The 22,512-nt window shown below is 67.4% G+C and carries 18 protein-coding genes; 13 read left to right on the top strand and 5 right to left on the bottom strand.

Annotation, left to right across the window (positions count from 1 at the left end):
- The first annotated feature begins 147 nt into the window (after positions 1-147).
- On the top strand, positions 148-1,686 hold the full coding sequence (locus tag AB0M65_RS30500; protein WP_364035152.1) for an amino acid permease: 1,539 nt from the start codon (positions 148-150) through the stop codon (positions 1,684-1,686).
- Here the strand turns inward: AB0M65_RS30500 and AB0M65_RS30495 are convergent.
- On the bottom strand, positions 1,670-2,887 hold the full coding sequence (locus tag AB0M65_RS30495) for an aromatic acid/H+ symport family MFS transporter (RefSeq protein ID WP_364035149.1): 1,218 nt from the start codon (positions 2,885-2,887) through the stop codon (positions 1,670-1,672). The genes AB0M65_RS30500 and AB0M65_RS30495 overlap by 17 nt on opposite strands.
- Positions 2,888-3,026: 139 nt before the next feature.
- Complete coding sequence (locus tag AB0M65_RS30490) at positions 3,027-3,962, bottom strand: LLM class F420-dependent oxidoreductase (RefSeq protein WP_364035146.1); 936 nt, start codon at positions 3,960-3,962, stop codon at positions 3,027-3,029.
- Between the two features lie 122 nt (positions 3,963-4,084).
- On the opposite strand from AB0M65_RS30490, the gene AB0M65_RS30485 reads away from it, so the two are divergent.
- Positions 4,085-4,579, top strand: coding sequence for an OsmC family protein (locus AB0M65_RS30485; RefSeq protein ID WP_364035143.1), 495 nt, complete (start codon positions 4,085-4,087; stop codon positions 4,577-4,579).
- 163 nt (positions 4,580-4,742) lie between these two features.
- Here AB0M65_RS30485 and AB0M65_RS30480 read toward each other — a convergent pair whose 3' ends face one another.
- Positions 4,743-6,029, bottom strand: a complete 1,287-nt coding sequence (locus AB0M65_RS30480; RefSeq protein WP_364035140.1) for an adenylosuccinate synthase — start codon at positions 6,027-6,029, stop codon at positions 4,743-4,745.
- 153 nt (positions 6,030-6,182) lie between these two features.
- Here AB0M65_RS30480 and AB0M65_RS30475 point away from each other — a divergent pair, with 153 nt between their 5' ends.
- The 7 genes from AB0M65_RS30475 (at position 6,183) to AB0M65_RS30445 (ending at position 14,068) form a co-directional block, all read left to right on the top strand.
- A complete protein-coding gene (locus AB0M65_RS30475) occupies positions 6,183-6,773 on the top strand; it encodes a hypothetical protein (RefSeq protein WP_364035155.1) in 591 nt (196 codons plus the stop codon).
- Between the two features lie 297 nt (positions 6,774-7,070).
- A complete protein-coding gene (locus AB0M65_RS30470; RefSeq protein ID WP_364035137.1) occupies positions 7,071-7,709 on the top strand; it encodes an HNH endonuclease family protein in 639 nt (212 codons plus the stop codon).
- 385 nt (positions 7,710-8,094) lie between these two features.
- Positions 8,095-9,702, top strand: a complete 1,608-nt coding sequence (locus AB0M65_RS30465; RefSeq protein ID WP_364035134.1) for an ABC transporter substrate-binding protein — start codon at positions 8,095-8,097, stop codon at positions 9,700-9,702.
- Positions 9,699-10,649, top strand: a complete 951-nt coding sequence (locus AB0M65_RS30460; RefSeq protein WP_364035131.1) for an ABC transporter permease — start codon at positions 9,699-9,701, stop codon at positions 10,647-10,649. The genes AB0M65_RS30465 and AB0M65_RS30460 overlap by 4 nt, the downstream gene beginning before the upstream one ends.
- Positions 10,642-11,454, top strand: coding sequence for an ABC transporter permease (locus tag AB0M65_RS30455; RefSeq protein WP_364035128.1), 813 nt, complete (start codon positions 10,642-10,644; stop codon positions 11,452-11,454). Before AB0M65_RS30460 ends, AB0M65_RS30455 begins: the two co-directional genes overlap by 8 nt.
- The gene (locus AB0M65_RS30450) at positions 11,451-13,028 is read left to right on the top strand and encodes an ABC transporter ATP-binding protein (RefSeq protein WP_364035125.1); all 1,578 of its coding nucleotides are present in this window, start codon (positions 11,451-11,453) and stop codon (positions 13,026-13,028) included. Before AB0M65_RS30455 ends, AB0M65_RS30450 begins: the two co-directional genes overlap by 4 nt.
- Positions 13,025-14,068: an LLM class flavin-dependent oxidoreductase gene (locus AB0M65_RS30445; protein ID WP_364035122.1), complete on the top strand. Its 1,044-nt coding sequence runs from the start codon at positions 13,025-13,027 to the stop codon at positions 14,066-14,068. Before AB0M65_RS30450 ends, AB0M65_RS30445 begins: the two co-directional genes overlap by 4 nt.
- 32 nt (positions 14,069-14,100) lie before the next feature.
- On the opposite strand, the gene AB0M65_RS30440 is transcribed toward AB0M65_RS30445, so the two are convergent.
- A complete protein-coding gene (locus tag AB0M65_RS30440; RefSeq protein WP_364035119.1) occupies positions 14,101-15,999 on the bottom strand; it encodes an FAD/NAD(P)-binding protein in 1,899 nt (632 codons plus the stop codon).
- 124 nt (positions 16,000-16,123) lie between these two features.
- Here AB0M65_RS30440 and AB0M65_RS30435 point away from each other — a divergent pair, with 124 nt between their 5' ends.
- The 3 genes from AB0M65_RS30435 (at position 16,124) to AB0M65_RS30425 (ending at position 20,427) form a co-directional block, all read left to right on the top strand.
- Positions 16,124-17,263 carry an LLM class flavin-dependent oxidoreductase gene (locus tag AB0M65_RS30435; RefSeq protein WP_364035116.1) on the top strand — a complete coding sequence of 380 codons (1,140 nt, stop codon included), beginning with the start codon at positions 16,124-16,126 and terminating at the stop codon, positions 17,261-17,263.
- Positions 17,264-17,660: 397 nt separating this feature from the next.
- Positions 17,661-18,914 carry an MFS transporter gene (locus AB0M65_RS30430; protein WP_364035113.1) on the top strand — a complete coding sequence of 418 codons (1,254 nt, stop codon included), beginning with the start codon at positions 17,661-17,663 and terminating at the stop codon, positions 18,912-18,914.
- A gap of 202 nt (positions 18,915-19,116) precedes the next feature.
- A complete protein-coding gene (locus tag AB0M65_RS30425) occupies positions 19,117-20,427 on the top strand; it encodes a GGDEF domain-containing protein (protein WP_364035110.1) in 1,311 nt (436 codons plus the stop codon).
- Between the two features lie 74 nt (positions 20,428-20,501).
- Here the strand turns inward: AB0M65_RS30425 and AB0M65_RS30420 are convergent, their stop codons facing one another.
- Complete coding sequence (locus AB0M65_RS30420) at positions 20,502-20,909, bottom strand: DUF3151 domain-containing protein (RefSeq protein ID WP_364035107.1); 408 nt, start codon at positions 20,907-20,909, stop codon at positions 20,502-20,504.
- 267 nt (positions 20,910-21,176) lie between these two features.
- Between AB0M65_RS30420 and AB0M65_RS30415 the strand changes: the two genes are divergently transcribed.
- On the top strand, positions 21,177-22,394 hold the full coding sequence (locus AB0M65_RS30415) for a hypothetical protein (RefSeq protein WP_364035104.1): 1,218 nt from the start codon (positions 21,177-21,179) through the stop codon (positions 22,392-22,394).
- Positions 22,395-22,512: the final 118 nt, after the last annotated feature.

Genomic DNA, 22,512 nt, shown 5'->3' with positions numbered 1-22,512 from the left:
GGTCCCCATAGGACAAAATTCGTCCTATGGGGACCCCTCATGACATCTGGGGGCACTTCTTGACGGAACCTTGACATGCGCAGGTCGGCGGGCCTAATTTCGGCGGATCTCAATGGTCTGTCCGCATACCTTTTAAGTGGGTGCCCGATGGATGTCTCAGGCAAGCAGGCCGCCGAACCCGCCGACGAAGACAGTGCCCGGCTCCACCAGCTCGGCTACGCGCAGGAACTCCGGCGCACGATGTCGACCTTCTCGAACTTCGCCGTCTCCTTCACGATCATCTCGATCCTCTCCGGTTGCCTGACCCTCTACGGGTTCGGCATGAAGACCGGCGGACCCGCCGCGATGATTTGGGGCTGGCCGCTGGTCGGCCTGTTCGTCATCCTCGTCGGACTGGGGATGGCCGAGGTCTGCTCCAGCTACCCGACCGCGGGCGGGCTCTACTACTGGGCCGCGAAACTCGCCCCGCGCAACGGCGCGGCGTGGGCTTGGTTCACCGGCTGGTTCAACCTCGTCGGGCAGATCGCGGTCACCGCGGGCATCGACTTCGGCGCGGCGCTGTTCCTCAACGCCTTCCTCGACCTGCAGTTCGGGTTCGACGCGACGCCGGGCCATACGATTCTGCTGCTGGCGATCATCCTGGTGATCCACGGTCTGCTGAACACGTTCGGCGTCAAGATCGTGTCGCTGCTGAACACCGTCAGCGTGTGGTGGCATCTGCTCGGCGTGCTGGTGATCGTCGGGGTGCTGATCGTCGTACCCGAGAAGCACCAGGACGCGTCATTCGTCTTCGGCGAATTCGTGAACAACACCGGCTGGGCGTCACCGGTCTACGTCTTCCTGCTCGGCCTGCTGCTGGCGCAGTACACGTTGACCGGCTACGACGCCTCGGCGCATATGACCGAAGAGACCAAGAACGCGGCGAAGGCCGGGCCGCGCGGCATCATCAACTCGATCCTCGTGTCCCTGGTCGCCGGCTGGATCCTGCTGATCGGCCTCACCTTCGCCATCCAGAACTACGAAGGCGCCGTCGGTTCGGAGACCGGGGTGCCGCCCGCGCAGATCTTCATCGACGCGACCGGCGCGACCACCGGCAAGTTCCTGCTGCTGATCTGCATCGGTGCGCAGCTTTTCTGCGGAATGGCGTCGGTGACGGCGAACTCGCGGATGATCTACGCGTTCGCCCGCGACGGCGCGATCCCGGGGTCGAAGTTCTGGCACCGCATCAACAAGCGGACCCAGACCCCGACCAACGCGGTCTGGCTGGCTGCGGGCGGCGCGCTCCTGCTGGCACTGCCGTACCTGTGGAGCCTCACCGCCTACGCGGCGGTGACCTCGATCGCCACCGTCGGGCTCTACGTCGCTTACGTGATCCCGGTGTTCCTGCGGGTCCGTAAGGGCGATGACTTCGAGCCCGGCCCGTGGAACCTCGGCAAGTGGGCCAAGCCGATCGGCATCGTCGCGACCATCTGGGTGTGCTTCATCTTCGTGCTCTTCATGCTCCCGCAGGGATCACCGATCACCATCGACAGTTTCAACTACACGCCGATCGCCTTCCTCGTCGTACTCGGCGGTGCGGCGATCTGGTGGTTCGCCTCCGCGCGTAAGTGGTTCACGGGCCCGAAGGTGCAGGGCTCCGAAGCGGAACTGGCCGCCGTGGAACGGGAACTCAAGGAACTCGGGTAGCTGCCTCCTGGGTGCGGCCGACGCGGACTCCGGTCACCGCGGCCGCACCCAGCGCGCCGACGGCGGCGAAGGCGTAGAAGCCCCAGGGGTACGCGATTCCGGCGGTCAGCAGCGCACCGCCGAGGATCGGGCCGCAGATCGCGCCGATCCGGCCGACGCCTGCCGCCCAGCCGATTCCGGTGGCGCGCATAGCGTCCGGGTACGTCTTGCCGATGTAGGCGTACACGAGGACCTGCGCGCTGAACACGAATCCACCGGTGAGGAACACGGCGACGTACAGGCCGGCCGCGGGTAGTTTCACGCTCAGCAGGGCCAGGAACACCGCCGCACCGAGGAACCAGACGATCACCGACGGCCGCACGCCGACCTTGTCCGCCACCCGTCCCGCGACGAGCAGACCGGCGATACCGCCGAGGTTCAGCGTGAGCAGCAGCCCGAGCGCCGCGCCGAGCGGATACCCGGCCTGGCGCATGATTTCCGGCAGCCAGGTGTTGAGCCCGTAGACCAGCAGCAGTCCCATGAACGACGTCACCCAGAACGCGATGGTGGCCCGCAGCAGACCGCCGCGGAACAGCCCGCTGACGACGTTCGCCGCCGACTTGCCCTGTGTCTCCCGCACCCGCACGAAGGATTCCGACTCGGGCAGGTACTTGATCATCAGCGGCACCAGCACGAGCGCGGGCAGCGCGCCGGCGACGAACATCGCACGCCAGCCGAGCGGCTGGATCAGCCAGATGCCCAGCAACGCCGTGAGCACCGCACCGACGTGATAGCCGGTCATCACCGTCGTGGTCGCGCTGCCACCGCGATCCTTGCGGGCGTACTCGGTGACCAGCGCGATCGCCGTCGGGAGACAGCCGCCGAGGCCGAGCCCGGCGAGGAACCGGAACGACCCGAAGAAGAACGCCGAGGGCGCGATCGCGCAAAGCGCGGTGAACACCGAGAACGCCGCGACCGCGATGATCAGCGCCTTCCGGCGGCCGATGACGTCGGTGATCGTGCCGATCGCCATCGCGCCGATCATCATGCCGATCAGGCCGAACGTCGAGATGACCGACGCCGTACCCGGGGTCAGCCCCCAGACGTGGTCACGGAGCAGGGCGGGCAGCACCGTACCCAGGACGACCAGGTCGAATCCGTCGAGCAGTACCGCCGTCCAGGCGAGCGGGACCACCCACGAACGGGCCGCGGCAGGGGACATGGGGACCTCCAGCTGTGTTCGCTATGCGCACGAGTATGCACAATCCGAACGCTGTGAACAAGGCCACTTCGCCTCTGAACGTCATGAAAGGGGCGTTCAGGACAAGAAATGTCCTGAACGCCCCTTTCATGACGTGCGGTCAGCGCTTGGCGAGATCTCCTAAGACGCGCCAGGTACGAAGCCGCTCCTCGGAGCTCTGTGTGCCGGACTGGGTCGCGACGACCTCGGTCGCCCCGGCGTCGAAATACCGCTGGAGCTCGGCGGCGACGGTCTCCTCGTCCCCGGCGATCACCAGTTCACCGGCGGAATCCACACCCTGGACGTCGAAGATCGCGCGATAGGACGGGATGTCGCGGAAGAACGAGTACTGCCTGTCGACGGTGGCGCGGAATTCGTCGGGTTTGTCGGTCACCACGACCGGGACCATCGCGATGATCCGCGGTGCCGGACGGCCGGTGGCCGCTTTGGTGATCTCCGGGACGATCAGATCCGAAAGCGCCTTCGGCCCGGCGAGGAACGGGATCGTGCCGTCGGCGAGCTCGCCGGTGACGCGCAGCGCCTGGCGCCCCATCGCGGCGACGATCACCGGGATGTCCGAGGAACCCGCGACCGAGAGCGAAGCGGCGAAGCCCTTGGCGTGCGCCTGGACCGTCTCGCCCTGGAAGTCGACTTCGTCGCCGTCGAACACCTGACGGAGGATCGTGAGGTACTCGCGAAGGTGCTTGATCGGCGGCGGGTACTCGATGCCGTACGCCGGTTCCAGCCAGTTCTTCGCGCCGGTTCCGAGGCCGAGAACAAATCGGCCCCCGGTGGCGGCCTGCGCCGTCTGCGCGAGGCCGGCGATCAGCAGCGGATGCCGCGGGTAGATCGGGACGACGCCGGTCCCGACGGCGATCCCCGGCACCGCGCGGCCCGCGAGGGCGGCGACGGTGATCGCGTCGTGCTCCATCCGCTGGGAGAACCAGACGGACGTCAGCCCGGCGTCGGCGGCCTGACTGGTCTGCGTGACGAGTTCGTCGACGATGTTGACGGCGTTCGCGGTGTCTCCGGACGGGAGTGCCACTCCGATGCTCATGGTCAACACCAACCACGGCGGCCGAAGGGTATTTCCATGCTCACCACTTGGGATCACGCGCGCGGATTCCGGTGTTGCCGCACGCTGGGCGCTGCCCATCACCTCGATCCTGGAGAGACTCGATGTCGCTGACCGATGTCATCGAAGGAACCAAGACCGCCGTCGACACCGACCCTCGCAACGCCGCCGTCTCGTTCAGCGTCGCCAACGCGCTGAACCCCGGAACCGCGACTCAGGTGGACGTCCGCGTGCGTGACCACGCGTTCACCGTCGACGAACCCGCCGCGCTCGGTGGCACCGACACCGCGGCGAACCCGGTCGAATACGCGCTCGCCGCGCTGGGCTCGTGCCAGGTGATCACGTACCAGTTCTGGGCGGCGAAGCTCGGTGTGCCGCTCGAAGGCGTGAAGGTGACCGTGGACGGCGACATCGACCTACACGGGTTCTTCGGGTTCTCGTCGACTCGGCCCGGCTTCGGCGACGTACGCGTTTCGGTCGAGCTGAGCGGGCCTGCGGGGGCGGAGGCCTACGAGGACCTGAAGCGGCAGGTGGACGAGCACTGCCCGGTGCTGGACCTGTTCCGGAACCCGACACCGGTGAAGACCTCGCTCGTCTGAGGGGCGGTGGTTGCCGGTGGTTGCCGGTGGTTGCCCAAAACGTCCTAAGGGGTCCCCATAGGACGAAATTTGTCCTATGGGGACCCCTCATGACACTCGCGAGACCAGACCGACCAGACCGAGGCCAGGCCAGACCGGGGCCAGACCAGACCGGCGACGGGCGTCAGACGAACTCGTGCCGCACGATCGTCTGCTCCCGGCCGGGGCCGACGCCGATCGCCGAGATCCGCGCGCCCGAAAGCTCCTCCAGCCGCTCGACGTACGCTCGCGCGTTCGCCGGCAGTTCCTCGAAGGTGCGGCAGCCCGAGATGTCCTCGAACCAGCCCGGCAGCTCCTCGTAGATCGGCAGCGCGTGGTGCACGTCGGTCTGCGTCATCGGCATGTCGTACGTACGGACGCCGTCGACCTCGTAGCCAACGCACACCGGCACCTTCTCCAGCCCGGACAACACGTCCAGTTTGGTGAGGAAGTAGTCGGTGATGCCGTTGACCCGCACCGCGTAGCGCGCGATGACGGCGTCGAACCAGCCGGTGCGCCGTGAGCGGCCGGTGGTGACGCCGAACTCGCCGCCCTGTTTGCGCAGGTACTCGCCGGACTCGTCGTCCAGTTCGGTCGGGAACGGGCCCGAGCCGACGCGGGTCGTGTAGGCCTTCAGGATGCCCAGCACGGTGGTGATCTTGCCGGGGCCGATGCCCGACCCCGCGCTCGCGCCGCCGGACGTCGGGTTCGACGACGTCACGAACGGGTAGGTGCCGTGGTCGACGTCGAGCAGCGTGCCCTGCGAACCTTCGAGCAGCACGATCTCGCCGCGTTCGAGGGCCTGGTTGAGCTGCAGGCGGGTGTCGGCGATGCGGTGCGCGAACTTCTCGCCGGCGGCCAGCACCTCGTCGGCGACCTGGTCGGCGTCGAGTGCCTTGCGGTTGTAGACCTTGACCAGCACCTGGTTCTTGAACTCCAGTGCCGATTCGACCTTCTGCCGGAAGATCTTCTCGTCAAGCAGGTCCTGCACGCGGACGCCGACGCGGGCGATCTTGTCCTGGTAGCAGGGGCCGATGCCGCGGCCGGTGGTGCCGATCTTCCGGCTGCCGAGGTAACGCTCGGTGACCTTATCGATGGCGACGTGATACGGCATGATCAAATGTGCGTCGGCGGAGATCAGCAGTTTGCTGGTGTCGACGTCGCGTTCTTCGAGTCCGGCGAGCTCGTCGAGGAGCACGGCCGGGTCGATGACGACGCCGTTGCCGATGACGTTGGTGACGCCCGGTGTGAGGATCCCGGACGGGATCAAGTGCAGGGCGAAGTTCTGCCCGTCGGGAAGGACTACGGTGTGGCCCGCGTTGTTACCGCCTTGGTAACGCACGATCCACTGGACGCGGTCGCCGAGCAGGTCGGTGGCCTTGCCCTTGCCCTCGTCCCCCCACTGGGCCCCGATCAGCACGATGGCCGGCATGTGACACTCCAGGTGTTCGGCGACTGTGACTTCGGTGATGGTGGCGCTGGTAAATGCCGGTGCATGAGCGTAACGGAGGGCCTTCGGGTGCGCGGAATAGTGGTGGTCTGTCCGGACGGCGAGCCAACACTCCCGGAGATCGACGACGTCGAAATGGTGCGCGTCCCGAGCCGTCCCGGCAAGGCGGATATCGACCCCTTGCTGGGTGAACACGATCACCTGGTGGTCGCGGGCACGGACGCCGACCTGGCGGCGGTCGCGCTTCGACTGTTGCGAAAAGAACAGCTCTCCGGCGTGTCGCTCGGATTCGTGCCGTCCTCGCCGGACTCCGACGTCGCCCGCATCTGGAGCCTGCCGACGCAACCACTGCGTGCGCTGGCGCTCGCTCTGCGTGGTGAGGTCGACCCGGTGCCGCTGATCCGCGACGACACCGGCGGTGTGCTCGTCGGCCGCGGTGTGGTCGGCATGGTGCGCGGGGTGGCCTACTGCGACGAGCACACCGTGCTGCGGGGTCCGGCGCGCTCGATCGAGGTCGAGCCGGACCTGAGCGGGCCGGGACTGATGGTCCGGGTGACCAAGGGGACGTTGTTCAAGCGGCCGACGACGCAGTACGCGCGGGCGTTCCAGCTCGGCTGCATCCCGACCCGGCCGAGCATCGACGGCGTCGCGTATCCACGCGCGATGAGCAAGTGGACCTGGTACCGGCACACCGAAGACCTGCGGCTGGTACGCGGGCTCGTGTAGCCCGTTCGGCCCAGAACCATCCGCTGGACTTCGCGAAACTTTTTCGGCCCCCGTTGGGCAGCCTCGCGACAGCCGCCAGACGGTCCCGCTCGCCCGCCGCGACGCCCCCACCTGCGGCAATTAGTCCTCTAGTTGCGGTCCTTGCACGTGCAACTACCGCAACTAGAGGACTAATTGCCAGGGAGTGGTCACTCGACGTTCACAACTGTCCAGCAGAGTGTCACCCGTCGGTGTTGCGTGGGTCATTTCCGTCCCTCAAGGTGACCAGGTCCCCACACCTGACACGGAGGCAGCAATATGCCAACTGCGCTTGCTGTTCGTCGCTCATTCACCGTTCTCGCCGTTTCGGCGATCGTCTCGGCCGGCGTCGTCGGCGTCGCCGAAGCGAAACCCCCGGGTATCCCGTCGACCGCGACCGCCAAGACACAGCTCGCCTCGCTGACCGTCCAGCCGGACGGCTCGACGAGCGGGTACAGCCGCGACAAGTTCCCGCATTGGGCCGACCAGGGCAACAGCTGCAACACGCGCGAGGTCGTCCTCAAGCGGGACGGCACGAACGTACAGCAGGACAGCAGTTGCGCCGCCGTCTCCGGCAGCTGGTTCAGCCCGTACGACGGCGCCACCTGGACTGCGGCGTCCGATGTGGACATCGACCATGTCGTCCCGCTGTCGGCCGCGTGGCGCACGGGCGCGTCGTCGTGGACCACCGCGCAGCGGCAGGCGTTCGCGAACGACCTCAGCGCGCCGCAGCTGATCGCCGTCACCGACAACGTCAATCAGGAGAAGGGCGACAAGTCGCCGGACGCCTGGAAGCCGCCGACCACCGGTTACTGGTGCACCTACGCGAAGATGTGGACCACGGTGAAGGCCAAGTACAAGCTCACCATCAAGTCGGCCGAGAAGACCGCACTGACCGACATGCTCAACCGCTGCTGACGTCATATTGAGGGGTAAGGCAAACATGGCGTGGTGCCTGGGCTCGCTGTGACCGACTGGTTCGCGGGGTTGGCGGCCAGCGCGAAGGCGTGACTCGCGTGCTCAAGGACGCAACTCGCGTGCTTGAGCACGCAACTCGCGTGCTTGAGCACGCAACTCGCGTGCTTGAGCACGTAACTCGCGTGCTTGAGGACGTAACTCGCGTCTCTGAGTCCGTCATGGGAAGGAGGCCTTCACGGACTTTCGGGGCTGTCAAGCGGGATTAGGCGGGGTTTCGCGGACTGGGAGTGGCGCTCAGCATGTGGGCCGCCCTCAAGTGGCGTGATTAGCGTGAATCGGGTCAGCGCAAGCACAAGAGCGCCCCGTTCCCGCTGGAGGCCACCCGGTGTCCCGTATCGCCGCCACATCCCTTCTGGCCTTGTCCGCCCTCGTCCTCACCGCCTGCTCGTCCGCCGGTGGTTCGACGGGTGCCGACGCCGGGCCGCCCCAACCCGGGGGCACACTGCGCCTGGGGATCTCTTCGAGCCCGGACTGCGTGGACCCGCAGCAGGTCGGGACGAACGCGTCGCTCAACGTCGGCCGCCAGCTGGTCGATTCGCTGACTGATCAGGATCCGTCCACCGGCGAGATCAAGCCTTGGCTGGCCGAAAAATGGGAGAGCAACGCGGATTCGACCGCGTTCACCTTCCACCTGCGCGAAGGCGCGACGTTCTCCGACGGCGGCCCCGTCGACGCCGCCGCGGTCAAGACGAGCTTCGACAGCATCAAGGCGCTCGGCGCGAAAGCCCAGCTCGGCTCCGGCTACCTGGCCGTCTACAAGGGAACGACGGTCGTCGACCCGAAGACGGTGAAGATCGAGTTCTCCGTTCCCAGCGCCCAATTCCTGCAGGCCAGCTCGACGATGTCGCTCGGTGTCCTCGCACCTGCCGCGTACAAGAAGACGGCCGATCAGCGCTGCCACGGTGACGGCCTGATCGGCTCCGGCCCCTTCGTTTTCGAGAGCCTGAAGCAGAACCAGGAAATCGTTCTCGCCAAACGCAAGGGCTACAACTGGGGGTCGTCACTGTTCAAGCATCAGGGCGAGGCGTACCTCGACAAGATCGCGTACAAGATCGTGCCGGAGCCCGGTGTCCGCACCGGAAGCCTCGCCTCCGGGCAGCTCGACGCCATCACCGACGTCCAGCCCGTCGACGAGCCGCAGTTCACCGGCAACGGTTTCACCGAACCCACCCGTCCGAACCCCGGCATCGTGTTCAACCTGCACGCCAACGTCACCAGGGGCGTGCTCACCGACGAAAAGGTCCGCCAGGCGGTGGTCAAGGGCATCAACCGGCCCGAGATCACGGCTACCGTGCTGACCCCGAACTACAAGCCCGCCACCAGCGTTCTCGGTTCGGCGACGCCGTTCTACGCCGACCTCTCCGCACTGCTGGCCTACGATCCGGCCGGGGCGACGTCGTTGCTGGAAAGCGCGGGCTGGGTGCCCGGCCCGGACGGGATCCGCGCCAGGAACGGTCAGCGACTGACCGCGAAGGTCGTCTTCTCGCTGGTGTTCAACCAGAACAAGAGCGTGCTGGAACTCGTCCAGCAGCAGCTGCGCAAGATCGGCTTCGACCTTCAGATCGAACAGCGCACCACCGCCGAGACCGTGCAGATCACGCAGAGCGGCGACTACGAGTACCTTTGGTACAACACGACCCGCGCGGATCCGGACATCCTGCGCAACCTGTTCTCCACCAGAGCGAACAACCGCAGCAAGCTCCCGGCAGGCAACCCCGTCGACGAGCCCCTCGACGTGCAGTCGTCCACTGTGGACCCGGCGAAGCGGAAGCCGGCGGCCGAGCAGGCACAGCGCGCGATCCTCGAACACGGCTACTCGGCACCGGTGTTCGAGCTGACCCAGGTACTGGCACACGGACCGAACGCACACGGCATCGGCTTCGAAGCGTCGTCTCGGCTCCAGTTGTTCGACACCTGGGTGTCCGGGTCGTGAGCCGGTATTTGCTCCGGCGGCTCCTGCAGGCGGTCTTCGTGCTGTGGGCCGCTTTCACCGTGTCCTTCGTGATCCTCTACCTCCTGCCGGGCGACGCGATCAGCGCGAAGCTCGGTGGGGGCGAGGCCAGTGTTTCGGTGACGCCGGAGCAAATCGCCGCGGCGAGGGCGGAGTACGGGCTCAACGACGCGTTGCCGGTGCAGTACGGGAAACGGCTGATAGCCGCGTTGCAGGGCGACTTCGGCCGCTCGATCGCCACCGGGGACGACGCGGCGAACATGGTCGTCTCGGCGCTGCCGCCGACCCTCGCGGTCACCGGGTTCGCACTGGTGCTCGCGATCCTGTTCGGCGGCGGCGTCGCGATCGCCGGTACCTGCACACGGCACCGCTGGCTGAGCAACGCCTTGCTCGCGTTGCCGCCGCTGGGGATCTCGCTGCCGCCGTTCTGGGTCGGGCTGCTGCTCATCCAGTTCTTCTCGTTCCAGCTCAGGCTGCTGCCCGCGCTGGGGTCGAACGGCTTCGAATCGCTGATCCTGCCCGCGATCACGCTCGCCATCCCGACCGGCGCGATCATCGGGCAGGTGCTCGCGAAGAGCCTCCGCACGCAACTCGCCGAGCCGTACACCGAGATCGCGCTGGCGAAAGGCGCCAGCCGCCTGAGAGTCCACTTCGGACATATCCTGCGCAACGCGGCGGTGCCGACGCTGACGATCGCCGGTGTGGTCGCGGGCAACCTGATCGCGGGTTCGGTGATCACCGAGACGGTGTTCTCCCGCGACGGGCTCGGCCGGGTGACGTCTTCGGCGGTCACCGCGCAGGACATCCCGGTGGTACAGGCGGTGATCGTGCTGGCGGCGCTGGTGTTCGTCGCCATCAACCTCGCCGTCGACCTGATTTATCCGCTGCTGGACCCGCGGATCCGACACCGGGAGACGGCCGATGCCTGACGTCCTCGTGCACACCCGGCGGCCGGGTCTCGTCCTCGCTGTCGCGGTCCTCGCCTTCGCGTTGCTGGCGGCGATCGTCCCCGCCCTGTTCACCGGACAGGACCCGCTCGCCGGCATCCCGGCCGAGAAGATGCGGGGCCCGTCACTCGCGCACCTCTTCGGCACCGACGAGACCGGACGCGACATCTTCGCGCGCGTGCTGCACGGCGCCGCGCTTTCGTTACAGGCGACCGTGCTGGCCGTCGTCGTCTCGCTCGTGGCCGGTTCGGCGCTCGGCCTGGTCGCCGGGTTCCGCGGCGGTGTCCTCGATTCGGCGATCATGCGCTGCGTCGACGTCCTGCTGGCGATCCCGTCAATCCTGCTGTCACTCGCGCTGGTCACCGCGCTCGGCTTCGGCACCACGAATATCGCGATCGCGGTCGGCATCGCCAACCTCGCGCAGTTCGCGCGGCTGATGCGCGCCGAGGTGCTGCGTGTCCGCAGCGGCGTGTTCGTCGAAGCGGCGCGGGCCGGCGGTGTGCGCTGGACCGGGGTGCTCGGACGGCATGTGCTGCCCAACGCGCTCGGCCCGGTGCTCGCGCTCGCGACGCTCACCTTCGGCACGGCCGTCCTGGAGGTGTCGGCGCTGAGTTTCCTCGGCTACGGCGCCACCCCGCCGACGCCGGAGTGGGGCTCGCTCGTCGCGGGTGGCCGCGGTTTCCTCGCCACCGCCTGGTGGATGACGACCTTCCCCGGACTGATGGTGGCGGCCGTGGTGCTGTCCGCGAACCGGCTGTCCAGAGCGATCGAAGGAGACGTGCGATGAGCGCCCTGCTGACCATCCGCGACCTCGCGGTTTCCTACAAGGGGCTATCCGCGGTGCACGGCGTTGGCCTGGAAGTCCACAGAGGACAAATTGTCGCGGTGGTCGGCGAGTCCGGTTCCGGCAAGAGCACGACGGCGCACGCGGCGATCGGGTTGCTGCCGCGTGGCGGCCGGATCGACCGCGGTGAGATCACCTTCGACGGCCGTGACCTCACGAAACTGTCCGATCGCGCCTGGCGATCGGTCCGCGGCCGCGAGATCGCCCTGGTCCCCCAGGATCCGACGGTTTCGCTCAACCCCGTCCATCGCCTTGGCGACCAGGTCGCGGAGGTGCTGCTGATCCACGGACTGGCGGACAAGCGCACCGCCGGCGCGGAGGCCGTGAAACTGTTGCGCAAGGCGGGGATCAGCGATCCGGAAGCACGGGCGAGGCAATACCCGCACGAGCTGTCCGGCGGGCTCCGGCAGCGAGCGCTGATCGCCGCCGCGCTGGCCGGGCGGCCGAAACTCATCATCGCCGACGAACCGACCAGCGCGCTCGACGTCACCGTGCAGCGGCAGATCCTGGACCACCTCGAAGAACTCGCCGCCGAAGCGGGCACCGCGGTACTGCTGATCACCCACGACCTCGGCGTCGCCTCCGACCGTGCGTCGCGGATCGTGGTGCTCTCGCAGGGAAGTGTGGTCGAGGAGGGGACGACCGGCGAGATCCTGTCGGCTCCCTCGGAGACCTACACACGGAATCTGCTCGCCGCCGCGCCGAGTCTGTCCGACACTCCGCTGAGGGAGCCGAAGCCGCCGTCGTCCGACGTCCTGGTGTCGGTCCGCGACCTCGGCAAGACCTTCTCGGGCGTTCGCGCGGTCGACGGCGTTTCGTTTGACATCGCACGCGGGCAGACCCTCGCACTGGTCGGCGAATCCGGTTCGGGCAAATCGACAACCGCGCGGATGATCCTGCGCCTGGAGACCCCCACGGACGGCGTCGTCGAGTTCGACGGCCGGGACATCACCACGCTGCGCGGCGAGGAACTGCGACGGCTGCGGCGCCGGTTCCAGCTGGTGTACCAGAACCCGTACGCGTCGCTGAACCCGAAGTTCAGCATCGAGGACGTCATCGCCGAGCCTCTGCGTGCGTTCGGCGTCGGCACGAAGGCGGAACGCCGCGCGCGGGCGGCGGAACTGGTCAAGCAGGTCGCACTGCCGGCGTCGGTGCTGAAACGCAAACCCGCCGAACTGTCCGGCGGGCAACGGCAACGGGCGGCGATCGCGCGGGCGCTGGCACTGCGCCCGGAACTGATCGTCGCCGACGAACCCGTTTCGGCGCTGGACGTCTCGGTGCAGGCGCAGATACTGCGGCTGCTCGTCGACCTCCAGGCGGAACTCGGGCTGACCTATCTCTTCATCTCACACGACCTCGCCGTCGTCCGCCAGATCGCGGACACCGTCGGCGTGCTGCGTGGCGGCAAGCTCGTCGAACTCGGCCCGGCACCGGACGTCCTGGAACGGCCGCGTGCGGACTACACCCGGGAGCTGCTTGCCGCCATCCCCGGCCGGAAACCGTTGGAGGCACGGTGAAATTCGGACTCTTTTCGCTGGTCGCGAACCATCCCGACCCGGTCACCGGGGAGACGCCGACCCAGCACGAACGGCTTCGCCGAGTTGTCGACGAAGCGATTTTCGCCGAAGAACTGGGTTTCGACGCGTACGGCGTCGGCGAACGGCACGGCGAACCATTCCTCTCCTCGGCGCCGCCGGTGATACTGGCGGCGGTAGCCGAACGCACCCGGCACGTCCGGCTGCTGACCACGCTGACCGTGATCAGCGTGCTGGATCCGGTCCGCGTCGCCGAGGACTACGCGACGCTGGACCAGCTTTCCGGCGGACGGCTGGAACTGATGATCGGGAAGGGCAACGATCCCCGGCATTTCCCGCTGTTCGGCCTCGAAGAGGATCGGCAATGGGAGTACCAGGCGGAGAAGTTCACCCTGCTGCGCCGCCTCTTTTTGGAGGAGGGCGTGACCTGGGACGGCGACTTCCGCACGCCGCTGACGGACGTCACGACCCAGCCGCGCCCGTTCCACCCGCGGCCGAGGATCTGGCACGGGAGCGCGTCGAGCACCGAGTCGACCGAACTGGCGGCCAAATTCGGCGACCCGCTGTTCACCGCGAACGGCTTCCACCCCAAGAAGAAGTACGCCGACCTGATCGATCACTACCGGCGGCGATGGGCGGAGTACGGCCACGATCCGGCGGACGCGCTCGTCGGTTCGGGCGCGGGCGGGCTGTACGTCGCCAAGACGTCGCAGGAGGCGCTGGACGGCTACCGCCCGTATTTCGAGGCGCTGACGAAGACTCCGGCGTATCAGCACAACAAGTCGGAGTTCACCACACTGGAGGACAAGATCGCCAACGGGTCCGCGCTGGTCGGGAGCCCGGAGCAGGTGATCGACAAGATCGGCGACTACCACGCGTCCTTCGGGCACGAGGTACAGGCGGTCTCGGTCGACGGCCTGACCTCCGGTGAGGCGCGGAACGTACTGGAACTGTTCGCTTCCGACGTCGTCCCGGTGGTCCGGAAGGAACTGCCTTCGCGGGTCTGGAGCGGCGGGTCGTGAGTGATTTGGGTCGTTAGAACGACCCGAATCACTCACGAGGACGTCGCCAGGCCCAGGATCTCGCGGGCGACGGAGTCGTTCTGCCGGAAGGGAAGCGCGTTGGTCCGCGGGCGGGTGAAGGCACCCGCGGACCGCGCGGACGTATGCGGGCCGAGTGCGAACCGGCGGGGATGCGGGCGGCCGTCACCGTCGAGCATCCGGCCGTCGGAGACCCGGGTGTGGATGCGGCCGGCGAGCAGCCTGTCGCCGGTGACCGTGTCGAGCACGGACTCCTCGCCGAGGGCACCGGTGTCGCGCAACTGTCGCAAGAGGACGTCGGAAGCGCGGGTGATACTCGGCGCCGGCAGCCGCGCCTCGACGAGTGTGCGTGCTTCGGTCGCGCCGGGGAAACTCGCACCGGAGGCGACGAACACCTGACGTTCCTCGTCCGGCGTCACGCGCGTTTCGGCGCCAAGGAACGAGACCAGCCCGGCTTCGTGGAGTGCCAGCAGCTCTTCCAGCCGTCGCGGTGGTGGTCCGCTGGCGAAGTAGGAGAAGAAGCCGAGGAACCAGCCGTCCAAATCGGACAGTTGCGAGGCGGCATCGAGTCTGCCGGTCTGCAGCAACGCGGGAAGCTGCCCCATCACCGACAGGAGTGCCATGAACGCGCCCAGATCCGCGCTGTATTCGGAATCCGCCCGTCGGCTCAGATCCGCCTCGACGTATTCACGTAGTTCCTTGCCGTACTCCTCGGCCGTGCCGAAGCGCGCCTCCGCCATCGGCCGGTCGAGCCGCTCCAGGTCCAGCCGGTCTTCCGGCGCCGGAACCGCCCGCGCCACCAGGGCACCGAGTTCGCCGGGCGACGCGTCCGCGAAGGCGTCGGCGAAGACTGCGAAGTCCAGACGGACGCGTTCCGGGTGCGCGGTGAACAGTTCGCTGTAGTAGGCCCAGGCGAGCTCCTTCGCGATCAGCGGCCAGACGTCGCGCCGGAAGTCGAGCTGCCCTGGCACGGCACAAAGCTTCTCGATGGCGTAGGAATCGAAGAACCTGGGCAGCCGCAAAGGTTTCCCGCGCAGCCGGTAACCGATTTTCGCGTGATACGGCACTCCGCGGCGCGAGCCGATGTGCAGCACGGGCTCGGCGCCACTGGGGTGGTACTTCAGCCCACCGCACGCCTGCTCCTCGAAGCGGCCGCCACGACCTTCGGTCAGCAGCAACATCAGGTCGACGAACGCCAGCCCGAATCCACGCACCAGCACGGTTTCGCCGGGCGCGATGGCGGAATAGTCGACGTCGGCGGTGTACCCGGCCGGGTAATACGCGAGGTCGTGGCGGACGGCGAACTCCGCGAGCTCGGTTTCGCGTTCGTCCGGTTCCGCGTCGAGATGCCCGACGGTGAACAGGACCGCGTCCACCTTCAGCGGTTCCGCCCGATCCTCCAGCCACAGTGACTGCGGTTCGCCGTCTTCGAGCCGGACCGCGCGGGTGCGGTGCTCGACGACCTCGATGCCCTCGGGGAGTTCGGCCAGGACCTTGCGGTGAAACCAGGAGAGGTAGGCACTCTGCAGCCGTCGCGTCGGGAAGTGATCGCTTTGCAGTGCCCCGAGTTCGGCGCGCAGGCTCTCGTCGAACTCGGCGTCGAGCGTGCCCGCGCGGACCAGCCGCGCCCATTCGATCAGCGAGGGCCCCGAGCGGATCGGGCCGTCGATCTTGACGGTGTCGTCGGTGAAGACGGTGACGTCCTCCGGCATGGAGTTCATCCGCAGCAACGGTGACTGCTCGTACCGCCAGACCCGGCCCGCACCCGCGGGGAACGGATCGATGAGGTGCACGACGAGCCGCCGCGCGCCGAGCAGTTCGGCGGCGTTCGCGCCGAGGCGTTCGAGCACTCCCACCCCGCGCGGGCCGGCGCCCACCACCGCGAGCACGTAGGGAAGGTCCGCGCTACTCACGAGGCCGAAGCTACGCCGGGAATCCGGGCCGCGTGCGGGTTCTCAAGGAGCGGAACTCGTTGCCACAGCGACGAACCGGCGCGTACTCGTCATGAAAGGGGGACACGGACGAGAGGGACGGACAATGCCGGTCGAATTCCTGGGCATCGGAGGCACCAACGACGGTTCGGAGACGCATACGCGGTCGGGCGGCGTTTTCGACAAGGACTACACGCTGCGCCTCGCGCGGGCGCACGAGGAGTTCGGCTGGGACCGGGTCCTGTTCGCGTACGGCTCCAGCGGCCCGGACCCCGCGCAGGCGGCCGCGTACGTCGCGGCGAAGCTCGACAAGCTCCAGATCCTGCTGGCGCACCGGCCGAACGTCTCGTACCCGACCTTCGCGGCAAAGACTTTCGCGACGCTGGACCAGCTCTCGGACGGCAGGCTCACCGTCCACTTCATCACCGGCGGCAGCGACCACGAGCAGCAGCGCGAGGGCGACTACCTCACCAAGGACGAGCGCTACTCGCGCACCCGTGAGTACATCCAGATCGTGAAGCAGGCGTGGACGTCCGAAGAGCCCTTCGACCACGAAGGCGAGCACTACCGCTTCGCCGACTTCGTCCTGGATGTCCGGCCTGTGCAGCAGCCTCGCCCGGGTGTCTCCTTCGGCGGCTCGTCTCCGGCGGCGTACGCGGCGGGTGGGGCCGAAGCGGACATCTTCTGCCTCTGGGGCGAGCCGCTCGCGCAGACCGCCGAGCAGATCGAGTCCGTCAAAGCCGCGGCGAAGGCGGCCGGGCGGACCGACGTCCCGCGTATCCAGGTCGCGTTCCGGCCGATCATCGCGCCGACCGAGGAACTCGCCTGGGAGAAGGCGTACCGCACGGTCGACGCCATCAAGGCAAGGACCGCCGGAGGACGGCAGCTCACGCGGCGGCATTCGCTCGAGAACCCGGAGAACACCGGTTCACAGCGGCTGCTCGCCTTCGCCGCGGAGGGTGAACGCTTCGACCGGGCTTTGTGGACCCCGACCGCGGCCGCGACCGGCGGCGCGGGGAACTCCACCGCGCTCGTCGGCACGCCGGAGACGGTCGCGCAGGCCCTCCTCGACTACTACGACCTCGGCGTCGACATCCTCTCGGCACGCGGCTACGACATGCTCGGCGACACGATCGACTTCGGCCGCCACGTCATCCCGATCGTGCGCGAGGAGGTCGCCAAACGCGACGCCGAGCGGGCCGTCCGGGCGGTGTCCGCACCCGAGGTACTGGCCGTCGACGGCTGATAACCCGATCGGCCTAGTCATTCACCCGTTCGGCCCACCGCCGATGACGCCGCTGGTGACGCCGTCAGCGGTACGACTCACCCAGGACGCGGCCTGAAAGGGCTTTGCGCGACATCCAGGCCCGAGGCCGGAATCCGAAGCGCAGGGGTGCGGCGGGGTCCGGATTTCCCCAGAACCGGGCCGAAATCGCGGGATGCGGCGACTGATCGGCAAGTCACGACCCGGTGATCGGGGCACGAAAAAGATCTCCAACTCCAGAAACCCGGCGAAAGAACCTAGCCAATCACCAACAGTCAGGAGACACTTACGTGAACGAATGACGCTTCGTGACGAGCTCGTGACCGCGTTACTCTCGGTCACGAGTTTGTCGCGTAATAAGGACCCTATTGGGGGCAGCATGGCTTCGGCCGGACGGGTCACCTACCGCGAGGTGTTCGGTGTAGCCGAGTTCCGTTCGCTCTGGTTCGCGGAGCTGTTTTCGATCTTCGGTGATCAACTCGCCAGAGTCGCGCTGTCGGTCCTCGTCTTCACCGAAACCCGCTCCGCGACCCTGACCGGTCTCACCTACGCGCTCACCTACGCCCCGTCGCTGCTCGGCGGCGTCTTCCTCACCGGATTCGCCGACCGCTTTCCTCGGCGGACCGTGATGGTGGTCGTCGACCTGTTACGGGCCGCGCTGATCGCGCTGGTCGCCGTCCCGGTGCTGCCGTTCTGGGTACTGTGCGTACTGGTCGGCGCGGTCTCGCTGCTGAACCCGCCGTTCAAGGCCGCCCAGCTGGCGTTGCTGCCGCAGATCCTCGAAGGCGACCGGTTCGTCGTCGGCATGGCGATCCGCAGCATGACCGTCCAATCGGCACAGCTGGCCGGGTTCGCCGGCGGCGGTCTCCTGCTGACCACGCTCGAACCCCATATCGCCCTCGCGCTGGACGCGGTGACGTTCCTGATCTCGGCGTTGTTCGTCCGGCTCGGACTGGCCTCGCGTCCGGCCGCGGCCGCCGGCGAGAAGCGCAAATCGTTCTTCGCCTCGATCGGCTCCGGCGGAAAGATCGTCTTCGCCAGCTCGGGACTGCGCGCGTTGCTGCTGTTCACCTGGCTGATGGGACTTCTGCCGGTCTACGAAGGCATCGCCGCGCCCTACGTCGCCTCGTCGGGCGGCGGCCCCGAAGTCATCGGGCTCTTGCTTGCCGCCGACCCGGTGGGCAGCGTGATCGGCGCGTTCATTTATTCGCGCTGGGTGCCGTCACATATCCGGCCGAAACTGATCGGGCCGCTTTCGGCGCTGACGGCGATCCCTCTGCTGTTCTGCTTCCTGCAGCCGGGACCGGTGTCGTCGATCGTGTTGTTCGTGGTCTGCGGTGGCTTCGGCACGGTGGCACTCATGCAGGCGACGGCGTCACTGACCTTGGCCGTGCCGGACGAGAGCCGGGCACAGGTGATGGGGCTTTCGAATACCGGGCTGACCACGACGATGGGGGTGAGCCCGCTGATCGGCGGCATTCTCGCCGACCGGATCGGTCCTCAGTCGACCGTTGGTGTCTTCGGGGTTGCGGGATTGGTCCTGACCATCCCGCTCGCGCTGAGCTGGTGGCGGAACCTCACCAAAGATCCGGACAGATGGCAGGAAAAAGATGCCGCACGCGCAGAACATTGAGGTGTTCCACGCGTCGGCCCGATCGCGCGGCCTGTCGGCTCGCGCCCCAGTTCACTGATCCCTACCGGCCATCGCTGGCACCTTTCCCTCGACCTCTCAGAGAAAAGTACACACCTAGGGAGCTTGTCGACAGCCCGCAAGTCGGTGGAAGCTGTCGGTAAGTAGGGGGTTTCGGAGAATGACGCAACAGTCAGGGGGAAAGATGATCACATCGGAGGAACGCGCTGGACATCGATCGGCTCTCACGGTAGGGGCGTGGGAGCTGTGGAAGAGGCCGGAAAACTGGATCGCCTACACCGGGCTTTCCGTGGCGACGATGCTGGCACTGACGGGGGTCTTCGCCGCATCGATTTCCATCACATCTTCGCAGGTACTGCTGTGTTTCCTGCTCGCCGGACTCGCCATCGCGCACACCGAGGCGACCCGCCGGATCGAACGGCAACGGCGCAGCATGAGCGTCACACCGCATATCAATATGACGTCGGTCTGGGTGCTCCCCGGCGCGATTCTGCTGCCGCCGCAATTGACGTCGCTTCTCGTGGCCGTGATCTATCTGCACCTCGGATATCGCAGTTGGGCGGGCCTTCGCACGGTCAACCCGCACCGAACTGTGGCGAACGCCACATCCATGACGCTGACCGCGTTCGCCGCGTGGGCCGCCGTGCAGGTGGTCGGGGCTGCTCCTGAGTCGGTCACGTCGATCTGTGCCGCGAGCATCGCCTTCTTCCTGATGAACGCCGTCTTCACCGGGACCGGCCTCTATTTCGCGGCGCCGAAGAAGGCTTCGGTGCAGACGCTCCTCGGCTCCTGGGACGACAACATCCTCGAAGCCTCCACCGTCTGCATCGGCGCGCTGGTGCTCGCCGTGCTGCCGCAGCAGCCGGTGCTCGTGCTGCTCGTCTTCCTGCCGTTGTATCTGTTGCAGCGTTCGGTGCTGATCAAGCAGCTCGAAGAACTCGCGACCACCGACCAGAAGACCCAGCTGCTGAACGCCACGACCTGGCAGCAGGGCGCCGTCCGCGAGGTCGCCCGCGCCGAACGTGAGAACGGCCAGTTCGGCACGCTGATGATCGACCTCGACCACTTCAAGTGCATCAACGACACCTACGGCCACCTGGCGGGCGATGACGTGCTCAAGGGTGTCGCGGCGCTGGTCAAGGCCGAAACCCGGGCGCAGGACCTCGCCGGCCGGTTCGGCGGTGAGGAGTTCGTGGTGCTGCTGACATCGTCGTCGAAGCAGGAGTCCGTCGCCGTCGCCGAGCGGATCCGCCAGCGAATCAGCGAGATGGTGATCAGGACACAGGACAACGCGGGCAACCCCGTGGTGATCGAGCAGCGGACGGCGTCGGTCGGCGTCGCGACGTACCCGCTCGACGGGCGGACGATCGAGGAGGTCATGGCCTCGGCCGACGCGTCCGTCTACGCGGCGAAACGCAACGGGCGTAACCGCGTCGTGTCCTCACCGGACCTGTCGGCGGTCGCCGAAGAGGCCATGGAGGCCGTCGCGGCCTGACGCGGCCGCCGGATGTCAGGAAAGGGTCTTTCAGGACATTTTTTGTCCTGAAAGACCCTTTCCTGACGCTGGACTCACTTGAGGCCGGTCGCTTCCGCGGCGGCGGGGTCCGAGTCGCTGATGAAGGCCTTGCAGCGGTCGTACTCCTCGGACTCGCCGATCTTGCCGGCGGCCTTGCCGAGGACGGCGAGGGAACGCAGGAAACCCTGGTTCGGGCGGTGCGCCCACGGCACCGGACCGTGTCCCTTCCAGCCCGCGCGGCGGAGCTGGTCGAGACCGCGGTGGTAACCGGTGCGGGCGTAGGCGTACGCGGCGACGGTCTCGCCGTCGTCGAACGCCTTCTCGGCGAGCGTGGCCCATGCCTCGCTGTAGTCGGGGTGCTCGGCGGCGACGGCGGCCGGGTCGCTCCCGGCGTCCAGCGCCGCCTGCGCGGCGGTGTGCTCGGGGAGTTGCGTCGGCTGGGGGCCGAGGAGGTTCGTCATACGGCCATTGTCTCCCCAAGGGCGTCCTGCGCCCGAAGGAGACTTCAACTCGCGACCTGTGACTAGAAGAACAGGCTTCCTAGAATGCCCGCGCCGGCCAGCACCAGAGCGGCGACGAGTACGGCCGCGACGAGTCGTTTCGGCATCATGGCGGCACACCTTGCCCTGCTTCGCGCGCCGACCGCAAATCCGCCACCCCTACGGGTGAACCCCGGTTTTCGACCCCAATTGCCCCTCTCGTGACCTGGAGCAGGGAAGATATCCGGCATGACAAAGGCGACAGAAGTGACCGGGGACCTCTCGCCGGGTGTCATCCCCCGCAGCCCGATCGCGAAGACGAGGCTGTTCTTCAAGCTTCACTGGCACCGCGGTGCGCCGGGACAGGCGACACCGGACTGGGTGCTGAACTTCTGCTACTCGATGTGGCTGGCGGCGTTCGCGTTCAAGCTGGTGGGCTCGTCGTGGGACATGTCGTGGCATTTCATGTGGCTCCGGGACGATCTCGCCCCACCGCATCTGATCAACACCGTCGGCACGGTGATCATCATGGTGCTCGTCGTGATCCATTCCTACACCGGGCTGGGCGCCGATCGGCGTTCGCTGCGGCTGATGCAGATCGGGCTCGTGGTGTTCCTCATCGCGGCGCCGCTGGACGTCATCAACCACCGCGTCAACGGCCTCGACCTGACCGCGTGGAGCCCGTCGCACATGATGCTCTACATCGGCACGGGCATCATGCAGGCCGGCGTGATCATGGGCTGGCTGAAGTACGCCAAACCCGGCCGGAAACGCACCGGTGTCCTGATCGGACTGTGGGCGTTCTTCCTGGAGAACACGTTCTTCCCGAACGGGCAGCAGGAGTACGGCATCCTCGGCCTGCGCGCCTGGGAGCGCGGCGCGCCCGAGGCGGAGCCCGAACTGCTGAACTTCGCCGCGAACCAGATCGGGCACGCCGTCGACCGGGTCGCCGTCGAGTACTTCACGATGCCGATCGACGACTGGGTCTACCCGCTGTGGGGCATCGGCGTGATGGCGCTGATCTTCGCGCTGGCGCGTTATACGACCGGCTTCCGCTGGGCCGGGACGACGGTCGCCGTGCTGTACCTCGGCTACCGGCTGGTGATGTGGCCGCTGCTGCTCGGGATGGGCTTCCCGGTCTCGGTCGTACCGTTCTACCTGCTCGCCGTCGGCCTCGCGGTGGACCTGGCGTTCCGCATCGGCCGGAGCCATCCGGCCTTGACGGCGGGTGTCGGCGCGCTGCTGGTGACGGCGTTCGGCTACGGGATGCTGTGGGTGCAGTCGCAGTTCCGGCCGTGGATCCTCGGTGACGCGCATACGGAGTCGGCGCCGCCGATCGCCTACTGGACGGCCGCGGTCTGCCTGGCCGGGGTCGGCGTGCTGTGGGCCGTCGCCGGGCCGGGGACGCGGGCGGTGACCTCGCTGCTGGAGAAGCGTCGCGGGCGTACGGAGCTTCCGACCGGCTGAGCCGCTGGGCCCTTGAGTTGCTGAGTCCGCGATGTCATGAGGGGTCCCCATAGGACGAAATTTGTCCTATGGGGACCCCACATGACACTTCGGGTGAGCGGAGCGGGGAGCGGGAACG

Origin of the sequence: Amycolatopsis sp. NPDC051071 (assembly GCF_040682875.1) — a bacterium.
GTDB lineage: Bacteria > Actinomycetota > Actinomycetes > Mycobacteriales > Pseudonocardiaceae > Amycolatopsis.
This window is presented reverse-complemented; position numbering and strand designations above follow the sequence as displayed.